Source organism: Micromonospora sp. NPDC000442 (assembly GCF_042898635.1).
Classification (GTDB): Bacteria; Actinomycetota; Actinomycetes; order Mycobacteriales; family Micromonosporaceae; genus Micromonospora.
In genome coordinates, this window is the sequence record NZ_JBIAYZ010000027.1 from 1 (window position 1) to 15,678 (window position 15,678).

13 protein-coding genes are annotated in these 15,678 nt (G+C 71.0%); 5 read left to right on the forward strand and 8 right to left on the reverse strand.

The window, feature by feature from the left end; all coding sequences use genetic code 11:
* Positions 1-143 precede the first annotated feature (143 nt).
* From ACFY2A_RS27770 to ACFY2A_RS27795, 6 genes are all read right to left on the reverse strand, one after another.
* The gene (locus tag ACFY2A_RS27770; protein ID WP_387175906.1) at positions 144-1,109 is read right to left on the reverse strand and encodes a PLP-dependent cysteine synthase family protein; all 966 of its coding nucleotides are present in this window, start codon (positions 1,107-1,109) and stop codon (positions 144-146) included.
* An 11-nt stretch (positions 1,110-1,120) separates the two neighbouring features.
* Positions 1,121-1,480, reverse strand: a complete 360-nt coding sequence (locus ACFY2A_RS27775) for a MoaD family protein (RefSeq protein ID WP_363916606.1) — start codon at positions 1,478-1,480, stop codon at positions 1,121-1,123.
* 66 nt (positions 1,481-1,546) lie between these two features.
* Complete coding sequence (locus tag ACFY2A_RS27780; RefSeq protein ID WP_164445901.1) at positions 1,547-2,035, reverse strand: Mov34/MPN/PAD-1 family protein; 489 nt, start codon at positions 2,033-2,035, stop codon at positions 1,547-1,549.
* Between the two features lie 53 nt (positions 2,036-2,088).
* Entirely contained in the window at positions 2,089-2,583 is a 495-nt protein-coding gene (locus tag ACFY2A_RS27785) for a DUF2017 domain-containing protein (RefSeq protein ID WP_387175986.1), read from the reverse strand.
* Between the two features lie 2 nt (positions 2,584-2,585).
* Positions 2,586-2,876 (reverse strand): ATP-dependent Clp protease adapter ClpS, encoded by a 291-nt coding sequence (clpS, locus tag ACFY2A_RS27790; protein ID WP_093401920.1) that lies wholly within the window; start codon positions 2,874-2,876, stop codon positions 2,586-2,588.
* 157 nt (positions 2,877-3,033) lie between these two features.
* On the reverse strand, positions 3,034-4,464 hold the full coding sequence (locus tag ACFY2A_RS27795; RefSeq protein WP_363916604.1) for a hypothetical protein: 1,431 nt from the start codon (positions 4,462-4,464) through the stop codon (positions 3,034-3,036).
* Between the two features lie 286 nt (positions 4,465-4,750).
* Between ACFY2A_RS27795 and ACFY2A_RS27800 the strand changes: the two genes are divergently transcribed.
* The 4 genes from ACFY2A_RS27800 to ACFY2A_RS27815 all read left to right on the forward strand — a co-directional run bounded on the left by ACFY2A_RS27800 (position 4,751) and on the right by ACFY2A_RS27815 (position 10,629).
* Complete coding sequence (locus ACFY2A_RS27800) at positions 4,751-7,426, forward strand: LuxR C-terminal-related transcriptional regulator (protein WP_363916602.1); 2,676 nt, start codon at positions 4,751-4,753, stop codon at positions 7,424-7,426.
* A 16-nt stretch (positions 7,427-7,442) separates the two neighbouring features.
* The gene (locus ACFY2A_RS27805) at positions 7,443-8,729 is read left to right on the forward strand and encodes a nicotinate phosphoribosyltransferase (RefSeq protein ID WP_387175909.1); all 1,287 of its coding nucleotides are present in this window, start codon (positions 7,443-7,445) and stop codon (positions 8,727-8,729) included.
* A gap of 14 nt (positions 8,730-8,743) precedes the next feature.
* Complete coding sequence (locus ACFY2A_RS27810; protein ID WP_363916597.1) at positions 8,744-9,325, forward strand: isochorismatase family protein; 582 nt, start codon at positions 8,744-8,746, stop codon at positions 9,323-9,325.
* A gap of 71 nt (positions 9,326-9,396) precedes the next feature.
* Positions 9,397-10,629, forward strand: a complete 1,233-nt coding sequence (locus ACFY2A_RS27815; RefSeq protein WP_387175988.1) for an MFS transporter — start codon at positions 9,397-9,399, stop codon at positions 10,627-10,629.
* 500 nt (positions 10,630-11,129) lie between these two features.
* Here ACFY2A_RS27815 and ctaD read toward each other — a convergent pair whose 3' ends face one another.
* Together ctaD and ACFY2A_RS27825 are read right to left on the reverse strand one after the other, a co-directional pair.
* Complete coding sequence (ctaD, locus tag ACFY2A_RS27820) at positions 11,130-12,887, reverse strand: cytochrome c oxidase subunit I (protein ID WP_387175911.1); 1,758 nt, start codon at positions 12,885-12,887, stop codon at positions 11,130-11,132.
* A 118-nt stretch (positions 12,888-13,005) separates the two neighbouring features.
* Positions 13,006-14,112 carry an FAD-dependent monooxygenase gene (locus ACFY2A_RS27825; protein ID WP_387175914.1) on the reverse strand — a complete coding sequence of 369 codons (1,107 nt, stop codon included), beginning with the start codon at positions 14,110-14,112 and terminating at the stop codon, positions 13,006-13,008.
* A 350-nt stretch (positions 14,113-14,462) separates the two neighbouring features.
* On the opposite strand from ACFY2A_RS27825, the gene ACFY2A_RS27830 reads away from it, so the two are divergent.
* Positions 14,463-15,596, forward strand: coding sequence for a cellulose binding domain-containing protein (locus ACFY2A_RS27830; protein ID WP_363916591.1), 1,134 nt, complete (start codon positions 14,463-14,465; stop codon positions 15,594-15,596).
* Positions 15,597-15,678 lie beyond the last annotated feature (82 nt).

Here is a 15,678-nt window from a genome sequence, read left to right on the forward strand (position 1 = left end):
GCTTTATGTTCAAAAAACCTCCCCCCGGTTTCCCCCGCCCCCACCCCCCCCCCCACACCCACTGGTAAAACCGGGCCCCCCCCCCCCCCCCGGGCCCCCGGGGGGGGGGGGGGGGCCCCCGGCCGCGTCGGTCGCGCCGCAGGTCAGGCCCAGAGCTGACCGTCCAGTGCCTCCTCCGCGTCGGCGAGCGTCCCGCCGTACGCCCCGGTGCTCAGATATTTCCAGCCGCCGTCACTGACGACGAACGCCACGTCGGCCCGGCGGCCGGCCCGCGCCGCCTCGTGCGCCACGGCAAGCGCCGCGTGCAGGACCGCGCCGGTGGAGAAGCCGACGAACAACCCCTCGACCTCCACCAGCTGTCGGGTACGCAGCACCGCGTCCCGGGTGCCGACGGAGAAGCGACGGTTGAGCACGGTCGCGTCGTAGAGCTCCGGTACGTATCCCTCGTCGATGTTGCGTAGCCCGTAGACCAGCTCGCCGTAGCGCGGCTCGGCGGCGACGATCTGGATGCCCTCGACCTTCTCGCGCAGGTAACGCCCGGTGCCCATCAGGGTGCCGGTGGTGCCGAGCCCGGCCACGAAGTGGGTGATGGTCGGCAGGTCGTGCAGCAGCTCGGGCCCGGTCGTCTCGTAGTGCGCCCGGGCATTCGCCTCGTTGCCGTACTGGAAGAGCATCACCCAGTCGGGGTGCTCGCTGGCGATCTGCTTGGCCGTGGCCACCGCCTGGTTGGATCCACCGGCCGCCGGCGAGAAGATGATCTCCGCGCCGTACATCCGCAGCAGCTGCACCCGCTCGGTGGAGACGTTCTCGGGCATCACGCAGACCAGCCGGTACCCCCGCAACTTGGCCACCATGGCCAGCGAGATGCCGGTGTTGCCGCTGGTCGGCTCCAGGATGGTGTCGCCGGGCCGGAGTCGCCCGGCGGCCTCCGCGGCCCGGACCATGAACAGGGCGGCCCGGTCCTTGACACTGCCGGTGGGGTTACGGTCCTCAAGCTTCGCCCACAGCCGCACCGGCGGTGCGCCCTCGGGCACCGTCGGCGACAGTCGGGGCAGCCCCACCAGCGGTGTCCCGCCGCAGGCGTCCAACAGGCTGTCGTACCGCGTCATCGCGGGCCGCCTCAGCTCGCGGTGACGCGCGCCCGGCCCTGGGCCGGCGCGGCTGCGACGTGCTGCGCCATCGCCGCCGCCGCGGCGAAGCCGAACGCACCGCCGGCCACCGCGGGCAGGATGGTCACGCTGTCGCCGTCGTTGAGCTTGGCGTCCAGCGCGCCGAGGAAGCGGACGTCCTCGTCGTTGACGTAGACGTTGACGAAGCGGTGCAGCGCGCCGGCCTCGGTGACCAGCCGGCCACGCAGCCCGGAGTGCCGGGAGTCCAGGTCGGTGAGCAGGTCGTCAAGCGTGTCGCCGCCGCCCTCGACGACCTTCGCGCCGCCGGTGTAGCTGCGCAGGATGGTGGGGATGCGAACCTCGATGGCCATGGTGTCGTACTCCTCGATCGGGTGGATGCTCGGTGACGGGAAAGGGCGTGCGGGGGCTGAGGGTGATCAGCGGCCCGAACACTCGTAGTCGACCGTCGCCGGGCTCTGCCCGAACATGTATGACTGCACGGCGTGCGGATCCACCCCGGCGTCGAGGATCCGCACCGGCTCTTCGGTCACCACGCCGTCCACGATGCGGAAGGAGCGGATCTCCTCCGTGTCGGGCTCGCGCGTGGAGACGAGCAGATAGTGCGCGTCGGGCTCGCCGGCGAAGGAGATGTCCGTCCGTGACGGGTACGCCTCGGTGGCGGTGTGCGAGTGGTAGATCACCACCGGTTCCTCGTCCCGGTCGTCCATCTCGCGCCACACCCGCAGGTGCTCCATCGAGTCGAACTCGTAGAAGGTCATCGAACGGGCGGCGTTCTCCATCGGGATGTGCCGGGTCGGCGTGTCACTGCCGACGGGACCGGCGACCACGCCGCAGGCCTCGTCGGGGTGATCCCGACGGGCGTGGGCGACGATCGCGTCGACGATCGACCGGTCGATGCTCAGCACGTCGCCAAGGGTAGCCCCGACTGCGGTCAACCGCGAGGCGGTGCCGGTCACAGTCAGCCGATCAAGGCGTTGAGCAGGGACTCCTGGAGATAGCCGAGATATGCGTAGACCGAAAGCTGGAACACCCGGCTGGAACTCGGATCGTCGGCGACCGCGTCGTCGAGTTCCGCGCCCAAGTCCGTCCCGTCCTTGATCTCCAGCCGTACGCCCATCGCCAACCGGGCGTCGTTGAGCGCGCGCAACCACGCCTCGGCCGCCTCGGCGTCCAGGCGCACCTCCCCGCCGCTGTCGCCGGGCAGGGCGGCCAGGATCGCGCCGGCCTGGTCGATCTTGGCGGTCTTCAGGTCGCCTTCGGTATACCGGCGGAACTCCGCAGTGCCCGCCGCGTCCTCCGGGTAGGCCTCCGGGAAGAGCCGGCAGACAACCGGGTCGGAATGGTCGAAACCGTCGGTGAGCAGGCCGACCACCTCGGAGGCGACCTTACGGAGCACCCGCACCTCGTCCACCGCGAAGGTGGCGACGTACCGGTCGGCGCGGCGGCGGAACATGCTCACGACCGGTCCACCGTCGCCCAGAGACCGTACGCGTGCAGCTGCGAGGCGTCGTGCTCCATGCGTTCGCGGGCCCCGCTGGAGACCACCGCCTTGCCCTTGTGGTGCACGTCCAGCATCAGCTGCTCGGCCTTCTCCCGGCTGTACCCGAAAAGCTTCTGGAACACCCAGGTCACGTAGGTCATCAGGTTGACCGGGTCGTCCCACACGATCGTCACCCACGGCCGGTCAGCTGCCGGCACCTCATCGGTGTCCGGGGTCTCGACCGGTGCAACCTGCGGAGCCGCCATGCCCCCCATCGTGCCACCGGATCCGGGGAATCGAGGAACCGGAACGCCGGACCAGCCCGGATCACCAGCCACGGCCGCTCCCGCGCCTCGGCCGGTCCCGTCCCGGACGTGCGCAGATCCCCCACCGGCACCGCCAGCAGGGTGAGCGGCAGCCCGGTCAGGCGAGCAGGATGCCGTGTTCGGCAGCATCGGACAGCACCGTGCCGAGCGAGAGACGGACCGCCTCGAACCGGCGGGCGACCTCTCGCGACAACTCCAACTCGATCTCCCGCAGCGCCCGCTGCGCCCAGGCCCGTGCCGCGCTCGGGTCGTTGTTGCCGGGCGAACGCCAGTGCTGCCAGCAGCCTCCCGACAACGCCACGGCCACCGGCGGGAGCACCGCCGTACGGGGCGGTGCGGGGTAGGCGGACAGCATGTCGATCGCCGCCGCACCGGTCAGCGACGCCACGCCCGCCGTACTGGTGACGAGGAACGCCCGCTCCAACTCCTGCCCGGTGGGATCGTCGACCAGGCTCCAGCGGAGCGCTGTGTCGATGCGCCGGCGGATCCCCTGGGGCAACGGCGCACCGAAGAGCCGACCGGCGGCGTCCTCGACGAGTTCGCCGGCATGGTGGTCGCACTGGGCGGTGGCCAGCAGCGACAGCGCCGCCATCTCCCGGTCGAGCAGTTGGGGCAGGCCGGCGCAGCCGACGCCGAAGACGATCTCCTGCACCAGGCGCATGTGCATGTTTGCCAGCTCCAGGGCGAGATGCTGGCGGATCCGCCGGGCGGCGGTGCGGGCCTGCCGGTCGAGCTGTTCCGACCATTCGCCCGGTTCGGTAAGCACCGGCACCCGGCCGCGCTCACCCGGCAACTCGGGCGGCTCCAGGCTGCCCCGCCGCAGTTCCTCGTCGGAGGCCCAGTCCACCAGGGCCCGTCGCAGGTCGGCCTCGCCACCGGTGACCATGGGGAACCAGCGGGCATCGGCCAGCCCGGGCACGGCGGCGAGCAGCGCTGCCCGGTGTGCCTCGACGGTGACCGTGACCGGATCGACCGCCGAGCCGCCGGACTCCCCCGACCACCGCACCGCCGCCGTGCCCTCGCCGGCCGCCCAGCCGTCGGCGCCCGGCGTGACCGCGAAGAAGACCCGGACCGGTGTCCCGGCGAGGTCGGACAGCAGATTCAGCTCGGCGGCGCCGAACGACTGGTCCGCCGCGATCACGAACAGGAGTGCGCCGGCCCGGCCCACCGCGTCGAGCAGGACACCACACCCGGCCGGACCCAGCGTGGCGATGTCCGGCGTGTCGACAAGCACGAAGCGTCTCATCAACGGCTGGGGCAGGCTCAGCTCGACCCGGCGTGGCGGCCTGGCCAGCGCCGGTCCGGCAGCCGGCAGGTCGGGCCGGTACGAGTGCGGCGTACGGTAGCCGGGCACATAGGCGGCCCGGGTGGGTTCGGCGCTGTGCCGTACCACCAGCCAGCTACCGCCCGGGACGGCGAGGAGTCCGGAGTCGAGTTCCAGCAGCGTGGCGAGCACACCGGTGCGGCCGGCGGCGGCGGGACCGGCCGCGACCACCGCGACCGGTTCACGGGCATCGGTGCTGGACACGCCGAGCCGCTCCGGAAAGGGCCGGCGACCATGCGGCCCGGCCGCGTCGTCGGGCGTGCCGAGATGGTGGAGCGGGCCCGGCTTCATCAGGCGGCGGCCTCCGAGGCAGGGCGACCGGTGACCCGGCCGCAGTGAGCATCCGGTGTCGACACTCGGATTCCGGAAGAGTAAAGGCGCGAGCGTCGGGATCGGGACAATTGCGATACTCAGCGGTAACTCTACAACTACTCAAGTTCGCCCTCGCGCGCTGCCGTGCGGGCCACAGTTCCGTCGATATGCTGCGCGAATGAGTCGGTGGAGCTTCGTGGGCCGGGCTGAGCAACTCGACCGTCTCCGGATGGCGGTGGCCGGCGTACGTGGTCGGGGAATCCTCTTCACCGGCAGCGCCGGCATCGGCAAGAGCCGGCTGTTGCACGAGGGTGTCGACACGCTGCCCGGTGAGAAGTACGCGGTCTGGCGGATCGCGGCCAGCGCCACCACCTCCGCGATGGCCTTCGGCGGACTGGTCCAGGTGCTTCCGGAGCAGCCGCAGGGCCTGTCCCCGGCCGGCATCCTGCGCTGGGCCGTCGACGTGTTGCAGCAGCAGGCCGCCGGCCGGCGGATCGTCCTCGCGGTCGATGACGCGCACCTGCTCGATCCACCGTCGGCCGCGCTGGTGCACCTGGTGGCCCGCGCCGACAACGCCTCGGTGGTCGGCACCCTGCGCGACGGGGAGCAGATCCCCCTGCCGATCCGGGCACTGTGGACGGATGGGCTGGTGGAGCGGGCCGAGCTGGGCCCGATGACGTCGGACGAGACGGCCGCCATGCTCACCGCCATCGTCGGCGGTCAGGTCGACAGCGGCTCCACCGACCGCCTGGGTCGACTCAGTGCCGGCAACCCGCTCCTGCTGCGCGAGCTGGTGCACGCGGCCACCAACAGCGGTGAACTCGTCGAGAGGTACGGCGTCTGGACCTGGACGGGCCGGCTGGAACTGGCACCCAGCCTGACCGAGCTGATCGACATCCGGATCGGCCAGCTCACCCCCGGGGTGCGGGCGGTGGTCGAGTTGGTCGCGTTCGGCGAGCCGCTCGGCCTGCGGCTGCTGCACCAGGCCGTGGAACAGCACGACGTGGAGTACGCCGAGGAACGCGGCCTGATCACCATGGTGGAGTCCGACCGGCGGCTCGACGTCCGCCTGGCCCACCCGCTCTACGGCGAGGTGGTACGCCGGCAGTGCCCGGTCAGCCGCACCCGCCGCTTGCAGGCGCACCTGGCGGACCTGCTGGAAAAGGTCGGCAAGCGGCGGCGGGAGGATCTGCTGCGGGTGGCGAGATGGCGACTGGCCTCCGGCACCGCGCAGGACCCGGCGATGCTGATCGCCGCGGCCGGTGAGGCGTTCGCACGGTACGACGTACCCCTGGCGACCCGGCTGGCCCGCGCGGCGCTCGACGCCGGTGGTGGGTTCGACGCGGCCGAACTGCTGGCGACCATTCTGATGTTCGCCGACCGGCCCGCCGAGGCGCTCGGCGTGCTCGACGCCGTCGCCACCGACGCCGGTCAGGAGGAGCGGCTGAGCCGGTGGCTGACGGTACGCGGCATGGTCAGCTACTGGGGGCTGAGCCAGTCGTCCACCGTGGAGGAGATCGCCGCCGAGGGCACGAAGCTGACCGACGCCGCCGCTCAGGCCCGGGTCCGAGCCTTCGAGGCGATCATGCGGTTGCACCGGCTGGACGCGCCGGCCGCGCTGCGGCTCGCACAGAGCGTGCTGGACCGGCCGGCGGCCAGTGTCGCCGCCCGCGAGCTGGCCCGCTGCACGATCGCACACCTTCAGGCCGTGCAGGGGCAACTGTGCCGCAGCGCCACCGCGGTGGACCTGGTGCAGGCGAAGGTGGCCAGTTGGCGGGCCGACATGCCGTACCTGCAACTGGCAGTGGAGCTGGCCCGGGGTACCCGGCTGGCCCTCTCCGGCGATCTCGCCGGCATCGACGCGCTGGTCGCCGACGAGTTCGCCGACCTCGCCGACGCGGGTGACTTCCGGCTCGGCACCGGCTATCTGGCGATCCTGCGGGCGTACGCGGCGCGGCTGCGCGGACGCAGCGACACCGCGTTGCAGGCCGCGCTCAGTGCCTGTGCGGTCCTGGCGACCAGCCGGGTCTACGCGGGGCTGGCTCAGTCGGAGCGGGCCCAGGCCGCCGCGCTGCGTGGCGACGCCCGACAGGCCGCCGAGGCGATGGCCGAGGCCGATCGGCTCCACTCGCCGAGCATGGGTGTGCTGTACCCGTGGCTGGAACAGGCCCGGGTGGCGACGCTGGCGGCCGGTGGTGACCTGTCCGCAGCGGTGAGCCGGCTGCACGGCCTGGTGGACCGGCTGCGTGCTGACGGCTTCGCCGGTCACGAGGCCCTGGTGCTGCATGATCTGGTGCGGCTGGGTCAGGCCGGGGCGCAGACCGGGCCGAGGTGTTCCGACGGCGGCCGCCGTACCGTCGCCCAGCGATTGACCGAGCTGTCCGAGCAGGTCGACGGGGAGTTGCCGCCGTTGCTGGCCCGGCATGCCCGGGCGTCGGCCGACGGTCTGCCGGAGGGATTGCTCGGCGCGGCCGACGACTTCGCGGAGCGCGGGCTCGACCTGCTGGCCGCCGAGGCCGCGGCGGAGGCCGTGCACCTGCTGCGGCAGCGCCGCGCGCCCGAGGTCGGGCACGCCCGGCAACGGCTCGGCGCGCTGCTCGCCGGGTGTGACATGGTGCACACTCCGGCGCTACAGGCGGCCACCCCGACTCTTACCGACCGGGAGTGGCAGGTGGCCCGGCTCGCGGCGGTCGGCGGCACCAGCCGCGCCATCGCCGAGCAGCTCTTTCTCTCCGCCCGCACGGTGGAGAACCACCTGCAACGCGTGTACACCAAGCTCGGGGTGACCAGCCGGGCGGAGCTGAGGGTGGCCCTCGGCACGATCCCGGGGCACGACGGCACGACGGCACTGTGAACCCTAGTCTGAGGGGGTGCACACCCTTCGTCCCGCGCTGCTGACCGACCACTACGAGCTGACCATGGTCAGCGCCGCCCTGCGGGACGGCACGGCTGACCGGCGCTGCGTGTTCGAGGTGTTCAGCCGTCGGCTCCCCGCCGGCCGTCGGTACGGCGTGGTCGCCGGCACCGCACGCCTGATCGAGCTGATCCGCGAGTTCCGCTTCGACCCGGCCGACATCGAGTTCCTGCGTCGAACCGGGGTGGTGGACGAGCCGGGCGCCGAATGGCTGTCCGGGTACCGGTTCACCGGCGAGATCGACGGGTACGCCGAGGGGGAGCTCTTCTTCCCCGGCTCGCCGATCCTGACCGTCTCCGGCAGCTTCGCCGAGTGCGTGGTGCTGGAGACGCTGGTGCTGTCGGTGCTCAACCACGACTGCGCGGTAGCTGCCGCCGCGGCGCGGATGGTCACCGCCGCCCGTGGCCGGGCGCTTATCGAGATGGGGTCGCGGCGGGCGCACGAGGAGGCGGCGGTCGCCGCGGCGCGGGCGGCCTACCTGGCCGGCTTCCGGTTCACCTCCAACCTGGCCGCTGGCCAGCGGTACGGCATACCCACCGCCGGCACCGCCGCGCACGCCTTCACCCTGCTGCACGACGACGAGCGGGCCGCGTTCGCCTCACAGGTCGCCACGCTGGGCAAGGACACCACGCTGCTTGTCGACACGTACGACATCAGCCAGGGCATCCGTAACGCGATCGAGGTGGCCGGGCCGGAGCTGCGGGCGGTCCGCATCGACTCCGGCGACCTGGCGGTGATCGCCCAGCAGTCCCGGCAGCTGCTGGATTCGCTCGGCGCCACCGAGACAAAGATCATCGTCTCGGGCGACCTCGACGAGTACGCCATCGCGGCGCTGGCCGCCGAGCCGGTGGACATGTACGGCGCCGGCACCGCCGTGGTGACCGGCTCCGGCGCACCCACGGCCGGGCTGGTCTACAAGTTGGTCGAGGTCGAGGGCCGCCCGGTGGTCAAGCGGTCCGAGCAGAAGGCCACCATCGGCGGACGCAAGGTCGCCGTCCGCCGGCACAAGCCGACCGGCACGGCCATCGAGGAGATCGTCGTACCGCAGGGAGTGCCGGATCACCGCCCCAACGACCGGCTGCTGCAACGGTCGTACGTCGTGGACGGCGAGCCGGTGGCCCTGCCGACGCTCGACGAGTCGCGGGAGCACCTGCGGCAGTGCCTGATCTCGATCCCGTGGGAGGGTCTCAAGCTCTCCGCGGGCGATCCGGCCATCCCGGTCACCGTGGTACCCGCCGAGTGAGAGGAGTGGAGTCGGTGAGCAACGCGCTGATCATCGTGGACGTGCAGAAGGACTTCTGCGAGGGCGGCTCGCTGGCCGTTGCCGGCGGGGCGGGGGTAGCGGCCGGGATCTCCCGGCTGCTGGCCGCCGAGCCGGACCGCTGGGATCACATCGTGGCGACGAAGGACTACCACGTCGACCCGGGCACGCACTTCGCCGAGTCGCCGGACTACGTGAGCACCTGGCCCCGGCACTGCGTGGTCGGCACCCCCGGCTCCGAGTTCCACCCGGAACTGGCCACCGACCGGATCGAGGCGATCTTTCACAAGGGCGAGTACGCCGCCGCGTACTCCGGGTTCGAGGGGCACGCCGACGACGGCGAGGGTCTGGCCGACTGGCTGCGGCAGCGTGGCGTGGAGCGGGTGGACGTGGTCGGGATCGCCACTGACCACTGCGTGCGGGCCACCGCGCTGGATGCCGCCCGGGAGGGTTTCGCCACCACCGTGCTGCTGGACCTGACGGCGGCCGTCGCGCCGGACACCACCGACGTCGCGCTGCGCGCCTTCGAGGGGGCCGGGATCACCACATTCGGTGCCCCTGTGATCAAAGCCGCATGAGTCGTTAATTCGTTGGCAGGCGTAGCTCCGCCGGTCGAGGATGTCCGGCGGAGGTACGGACCGACGTGAACATGAAGCCTTACCGGGAGGCGCTCGCCCTGCCCGGTCTGCGGTCACTGCTGCTCGTCGCGGTGCTGGCGCGGGTCCCGCTGACCGCCACCGGCGTCACGCTGACGTTCTACGTCGTGCAGGACCTCGGCCGCGGCTACGGTGCGGCCGGTCTGGTCGGCGCCGCGATCACGGTCGGCGCGGCGGTCGGCGGTCCGCTGCTGGGCCGCCTGGTCGACCGTCGCGGTCTGCGGCCCGTGCTGGTTCTCACCGCGGTGGCCGAGGCCGTCTTCTGGTCGACCGCACCGATGTTGTCGTACTTCCTGTTGCTGCCGGCCGCGTTCCTGGCCGGCCTGCTGGCGCTGCCGATCTTCTCGGTGATCCGGCAGTCCATCGCCGCGCTGGTACCGGCGGAGAAGCGTCGGCCGGCGTACGCGCTGGACTCCATGTCGGTCGAGCTGTCGTTCATGATCGGTCCTGCCCTGGCCACGGTGGGTGTCACCACCATCTCGGCCCGCCTCACGCTCTACCTCGTCGGCGCCGGCATCGTCGTCTCCGGGGTGGTGCTGTGGCTGCTCAACCCGCCGGTACGCAGCGCCGCCGAGGCGTCGACCGGGCCGCAGCCGCGCGTCGCCCGACGGCAGTGGCTCACCTCGCGGCTGGTCGCTGTGTTCGCCGTCAGCGCCGCAGCGACCCTGGTGCTCGGCGGCACCGACGTGGCGGTCATCGCGGTGCTGCGGGAGAACGGCGACGTCGGTTTCACCGGCGTGGTGCTCTCCGTCTGGGCGGTAGCGTCGCTGCTGGGAGGATTCGCCTACGGCGCGGTTCGCCGCTCGTTCTCGCCGGTGGCGCTGATGGGCCTGCTGAGCCTCTGCACCATCCCCGTCGGGCTGGGCGGTTCCCACTGGTGGCTGCTCTGCCTGGCGTTGATCCCGGCGGGTGCGCTCTGCGCGCCGACAATCGCGGCCACCTCCGACACCGTCAGCCGGCTCGCCCCGGCCGGCGTCCGCGGTGAGGCGATGGGCCTGCACGGCTCGGCGGTCACCGTCGGCATCGCCGTCGGTGCCCCGCTGGCCGGTGCGGTCATCGACGCCTCGGCCCCGCTGTGGGGGTTCGCGGTCACCGGCGCGATAGGTGCCCTGGTGGCCCTCGCGGTGCTGCCGATCGAGCTTCGCCACCGCCGCGCGGACGTCGCGGCCACCACCCAGGCAAGCGACGAGCCCACCGCGACCGCCCTCACCCCGGCCGCCTCCTGACCCACCCTCCGACGCCAGGCGCTCCCATTCCCCTACGCTTCCCACCCCGCCCCCACCCGAGTCGGATCACCGGGGCCGGGACCACGTCGCCAACCTCGACTGCGGCTGGGGCCACGTCGCCAACCTCGACCCTTACGTTACGTAGCCACCCACGCCACCCCGCCCTTCCCCATCCACTCCCTTTGCTCTGCTTCAACCCACGCAACGGATTACGCACCGTGTCGCACCGGCCGACACGCCTTCGTCGGGCCGCCGAATCCCAGCAGCTCAACTGCTATTGCGTGGGTTGAAGCAGAGCAAAGGATGAAAGGTGACAGGTGGGGTCTCAGCCAAGACCATCACACAGAGTGAAACCCTGCGCCGAGGGTCGGTCATCACAGAGAGCGACAACTGGTGCAGTGTCGGTGCGGATGGGGTCACGGGCCTGACACCGGCCGCGACAGCCGGGCGGGCGCCGACCCCCGGCATGGGGATCGGCGCCCGTCTTGCGACGCGGTGGGTCAGCGGCGGTCGGTGTCGCTGGCCACGTCCTCGGTGTAGCTGGCACCACCGTCGGATTCACTGGTCAGCGGCTTGGAACCACCCTCGGGCGGACCGGCCAGGGTCTGTCCGGCAGCCAGCTCGGGGAACTTGTGGTCGAAGGCCGGCCGCTCGGAGCGGATCCGCGGCATCCGGTCGAAGTTGCGCAGCGGCGGCGGCGAGCTGGTCGCCCACTCGAGGGAGTTGCCGTGACCCCACGGGTCGTCGACCTCGACCACCGGGCCGGCCTTGTACGACTTCCAGCAGTTGTAGAGGAACGGCAGCGTCGAGATACCGGTGATGAACGCCCCGACCGTGGAGATCATGTTCAGCGTGGTGAAGCCATCGATGTCCTGGTAGTCGACGTACCGCCGGGGCATGCCTTCGCCGCCCAGCCAGTGCTGCACCAGGAAGGTGGTGTGGAAACCGATCATGGTCAGCCAGAAGTGAATCTTGCCGAGCCGCTCGTCGAGCATCCGGCCGAACATCTTCGGGAACCAGAAGTAGATGCCGGCGAAGACCGCGAAGACGATCGTGCCGAAGAGCACGTAGTGGAAGTGCGCCACCACGAAGTACGAGTCGTGCACGTGGAAGTCCAGCGGCGGGGCGGCCAGCAACACGCCGGTCAGGCCACCGAAGAGGAAGGTGACCAGGAAGCCGATGGAGAACAGCATCGGTGACTCGAAGCTGATCTGCCCCCGCCACATGGTGCCGAGCCAGTTGAAGAACTTCATGCCGGTGGGCACGGCGATCAGGTAGCTCAGGAAGCTGAAGAACGGCAGCAGCACCTGGCCGGTGGCGAACATGTGGTGCGCCCAGACGCTCATCGACAGGGCGGCGATCGCGATGGTGGCGGCGACCAGGCCCTTGTAGCCGAAGATCGGCTTGCGGGAGAAGACCGGGATGATCTCGCTGATGATGCCGAAGAACGGCAGCGCGATGATGTAGACCTCGGGGTGACCGAAGAACCAGAACAGGTGCTGCCAGAGCATCGGCCCGCCGGTCTCCGGGCTGTAGACGTGCGCACCGAGCAACCGGTCGGCGGCCAGCGCGAACAGCGCGGCGGCCAGCAGCGGGAAGACCAGGATCACCAGGAGGCTGGTGACCAGCATGTTCCAGGTGAAGATCGGCATCCGGAACATGGTCATGCCCGGCGCGCGCAGGGTCAGGATCGTGGTGATCAGGTTGACCGCGCCGAGGATGGTGCCCAGACCGGAGATGGCCAGACCGACCACCCACATGTTGGCGCCGACACCCGGAGCGTGCTCGCTGGTGCTCAACGGGGTGTAGGCGGTCCAGCCGAAGTCCGCCGCTCCACCCGGGGTGAGGAAGCCGGCGGTGGCCATGGTGCCGCCGAACAGGTACAGCCAGTAGGCGAAGCTGTTCAGCCGCGGGAAGGAGACGTCGGGAGCACCGATCTGGATGGGCACGACGTAGTTGCCGAACGCGAACACGATGGGCGTCGCGAAGAACAGCAGCATGATCGTGCCGTGCATCGTGAACAGCTGGTTGTACTGCTCAGGCGACAGGAACTGCAGCCCGGGCCGGGCCAGCTCGGCCCGCATGATCAGGGCCATCAGGCCACCGATCATGAAGAACACGAACGCGGTGACCATGTACATGATCCCGATCTGCTTCGCGTCCGTGGTCCGCAGCAGCCGCGCGATGGCCGACCCCTTGACCGGCTCCCGGACCGGCCAGGGCCGGGTCACGACCGGCTTGGGTGCGACGGTGGTCACGAGTGGCCTCCGGTTCTGGGTTGTCCCGCTCGGCACGCGCTGACTCGGCGGGCCGTCATCCGCAAGGAGGATAGTCCCCGGCAGGTGACAGCACCGCGTGGGGTCGCCCGGGGGTGGATCACAGCGGGCCGAGAAGTAGCCGGTAGTGCTCCCCGAAGATGCGGTCGCCGCGTCCGCGCAGCAGCGGGTCGCGTAGCGCCGGCGGCACGTCGCGGGTGCGGTTGCGGTCCCGGGTCCGGTCCTGCACCCATCGGGTACGCGGCCGGCGGCGGCTCTCGTACGCGGTGAGCGCCGCCTCGACGCTGCCCGCGGCGTGCAGCGACTCGGCGAGCACCACCGCGTCCTCCAGGGCCATCGCGGCCCCCTGGGACAGGGTCGGCGCGGTGGCGTGGGCGGCATCGCCGACCAGCACCACCCGACCCCGGTACCAGCGCCCGAGTTCGACCTCGTCGGTGGTCGTGGCGTGGACCCCGTCGAGCGCGTCGAGCACCTCCGGCACCGGTCCGCCGTACTCGCCGAACAGTTCGCGTAGCCGGGCCAGCGGGTCGGCTGGCAGGTCGGTGCCGGCTTCGTCGGCGTAGCAGTGCAAACGGCCGGCGCCGATCGGCACCACGAGGAAGCCGCAGCGCTGCCCGAGCAGGGCGGTCCACTCGTCGACCGGCGGGCCGTCGCGTACGACGCCGCGGTAGACCACCTGCCCGGCGGGGCGGGGTGGACCGCCGAGCGCGGCCAGCGCCCGGATCGAGGAACGCGGCCCGTCCGCACCGATCACCAGGTCGTACTCGGACTGGGTGCCGTCGACGAAGGTGACGCCGACGGCGGACGGCAGCAGGTCGATGGTGCGTACCTCCGCGCCGTGCCGGACCGCGCCGCCGGCACCGCTGAGCAGCACCCGGTGCAGGTCGGAGCGGGCCAGCGCACGGCACTCGCCGACCCCGGCCCAGAGTGCGTCGAGGTCGACCTCGCACAGCGGCGTACCGGTCGATTCGAGGAACCGCTGCCGGTGGATGACCTTCCCGTACGGGCGGACGGGGTCGTCGAGGTCCAGCCGGCGCAGCGCGCGGGCCGCGTTGCCGGGGAGGTAGAGGCCGGCGTCGGTGAGGTCGTGCGGCGGCGCCTTGTCGGTGAGGTCCGGCCGAAAGCCCGCCAGGCGCAGCGCCCGGGCTACGGCCAGCCCGGCGATGCCCGCGCCGACGACGAGGATGCGCAGGGGGGAGCCACGCATGGGGGTGTACGCCTCCGGAGGGGTTCGGCACGCGTTGAAGGCAAGAGACTACTCGGCGCAATCGGCACACACCAGAGGCAACCGGCCCACCTCCGACACCCCTCGGCACCGCCGGATCCGCCCGTCGGCGCCGGTCACCAGCCGCCCGGAGTCGGCGGATGCCCGATCGTGGCGTCCGTGACACACGTCGCAATTGACACCAATCACCCGCACCAGTTGCGCCCATTGTTTCAAGGATGTAAATGTGACGATGAGCATGGGAGCGCTCCCGAAACTATCGACGGCGCGTTCCGACCGCTCCGTCAGCATCCGTCCCGGCGTCCAAGCGACGCCGCAGCGCTAGGAGCATCATGAGACGTACCTTGCGAGCCATCATGGCCGTCGGGCTGGTTGCCGCCGGCTCGATCGTCGCCGTGGCCCTCGGCGGCACCGCCTCCGCCGACACCCAGATCTGTGAGCAGTACGGCTCGACCGTCATTCAGAACCGGTACGTGGTGCAGAACAACCGCTGGGGCACCACCGCCCAGCAGTGCATCAACGTCACCAACAACGGCTTCGAGATCACCACCCAGAACGGCAGCAGCCCCACCAACGGCGCGCCGACCGCGTACCCGTCGGTCTTCCTCGGCTGCCACTACACCAACTGCTCCCCCGGCACCAACCTGCCCATCCAGGTCAGTCAGATCAGCAGTGCGACAAGCAGCATCAACTACCGGTACGTGAGCAACGGCATCTACAACGCCTCGTACGACATCTGGCTCGACCCGTCTCCCAAGCGCGACGGCGTGAACCAGATGGAGATCATGATCTGGTTCAACCGGCAGGGCTCGATCCAGCCCATCGGTTCCCCGGTCGGCAACGCCAACATCGACGGACGCAACTGGGAGGTCTGGCGGGGCAGCAACGGCTCCAACAACGTCATCTCGTACCTCGCCCCGTCTGCCATCAGCAGCGCGAACCTGAACCTGTTGGCGTTCATCAACGACACCCGTAACCGGGGCGCGATCACCAACTCCTGGTACCTGACCAGCATCCAGGCCGGTTTCGAGCCCTGGCAGGGCGGCGTCGGGCTGGCCGTGACGAACTTCTCGGCCGCGGTCAACGGTGGCGGCAACAACCCGCCGCCGAGCAACCCGCCGCCCACCACGCCCCCGCCCTCGGGGAGCGGCTCGTGTGCGGTGAAGTACACGGCCAACTCGTGGAACAACGGCTTCACCGCCGACGTGCAGATCACCAACACCGGTTCCAGCACGATCAACGGCTGGACGCTTGCCTACTCGCTGCCGTCCGGGCAGCAGGTGACCAACTCGTGGAACGCCACGGTGAGCCAGAGCGGCTCGTCGGTGACCGCCCGCAACGTCGGCCACAACGGCACCATCTCGCCCGGCGGCACGGCCAGCTTCGGCTACCAGGGCACGCTCAACGGGTCCTACTCCAACCCGTCCAGCTTCACCCTCAACGGCACCGCCTGTTCGCGCTCCTGACGAGCGGGTGCCGGGGTGCGGTGTCCGCCGCGCCCCGGCACCGATCAGGCCGACTGACGTCCACCGACCGGTGGCCTCACCC

Coding starts and splice junctions, on each gene's coding strand:
- ACFY2A_RS27775 (WP_363916606.1), bottom strand. CDS start 1,480: ATGGCCATCGAGGTTCGCATCCCCACCATCCTGCGCAGCTACACCGGC.
- ACFY2A_RS27770 (WP_387175906.1), bottom strand. CDS start 1,109: ATGACGCGGTACGACAGCCTGTTGGACGCCTGCGGCGGGACACCGCTG.
- clpS (WP_093401920.1), bottom strand. CDS start 2,876: ATGGCGGCTCCGCAGGTTGCACCGGTCGAGACCCCGGACACCGATGAG.
- ACFY2A_RS27785 (WP_387175986.1), bottom strand. CDS start 2,583: ATGTTCCGCCGCCGCGCCGACCGGTACGTCGCCACCTTCGCGGTGGAC.
- ACFY2A_RS27800 (WP_363916602.1), top strand. CDS start 4,751: ATGAGTCGGTGGAGCTTCGTGGGCCGGGCTGAGCAACTCGACCGTCTC.
- ACFY2A_RS27825 (WP_387175914.1), bottom strand. CDS start 14,112: ATGCGTGGCTCCCCCCTGCGCATCCTCGTCGTCGGCGCGGGCATCGCC.
- ACFY2A_RS27815 (WP_387175988.1), top strand. CDS start 9,397: ATGAAGCCTTACCGGGAGGCGCTCGCCCTGCCCGGTCTGCGGTCACTG.
- ACFY2A_RS27830 (WP_363916591.1), top strand. CDS start 14,463: ATGAGACGTACCTTGCGAGCCATCATGGCCGTCGGGCTGGTTGCCGCC.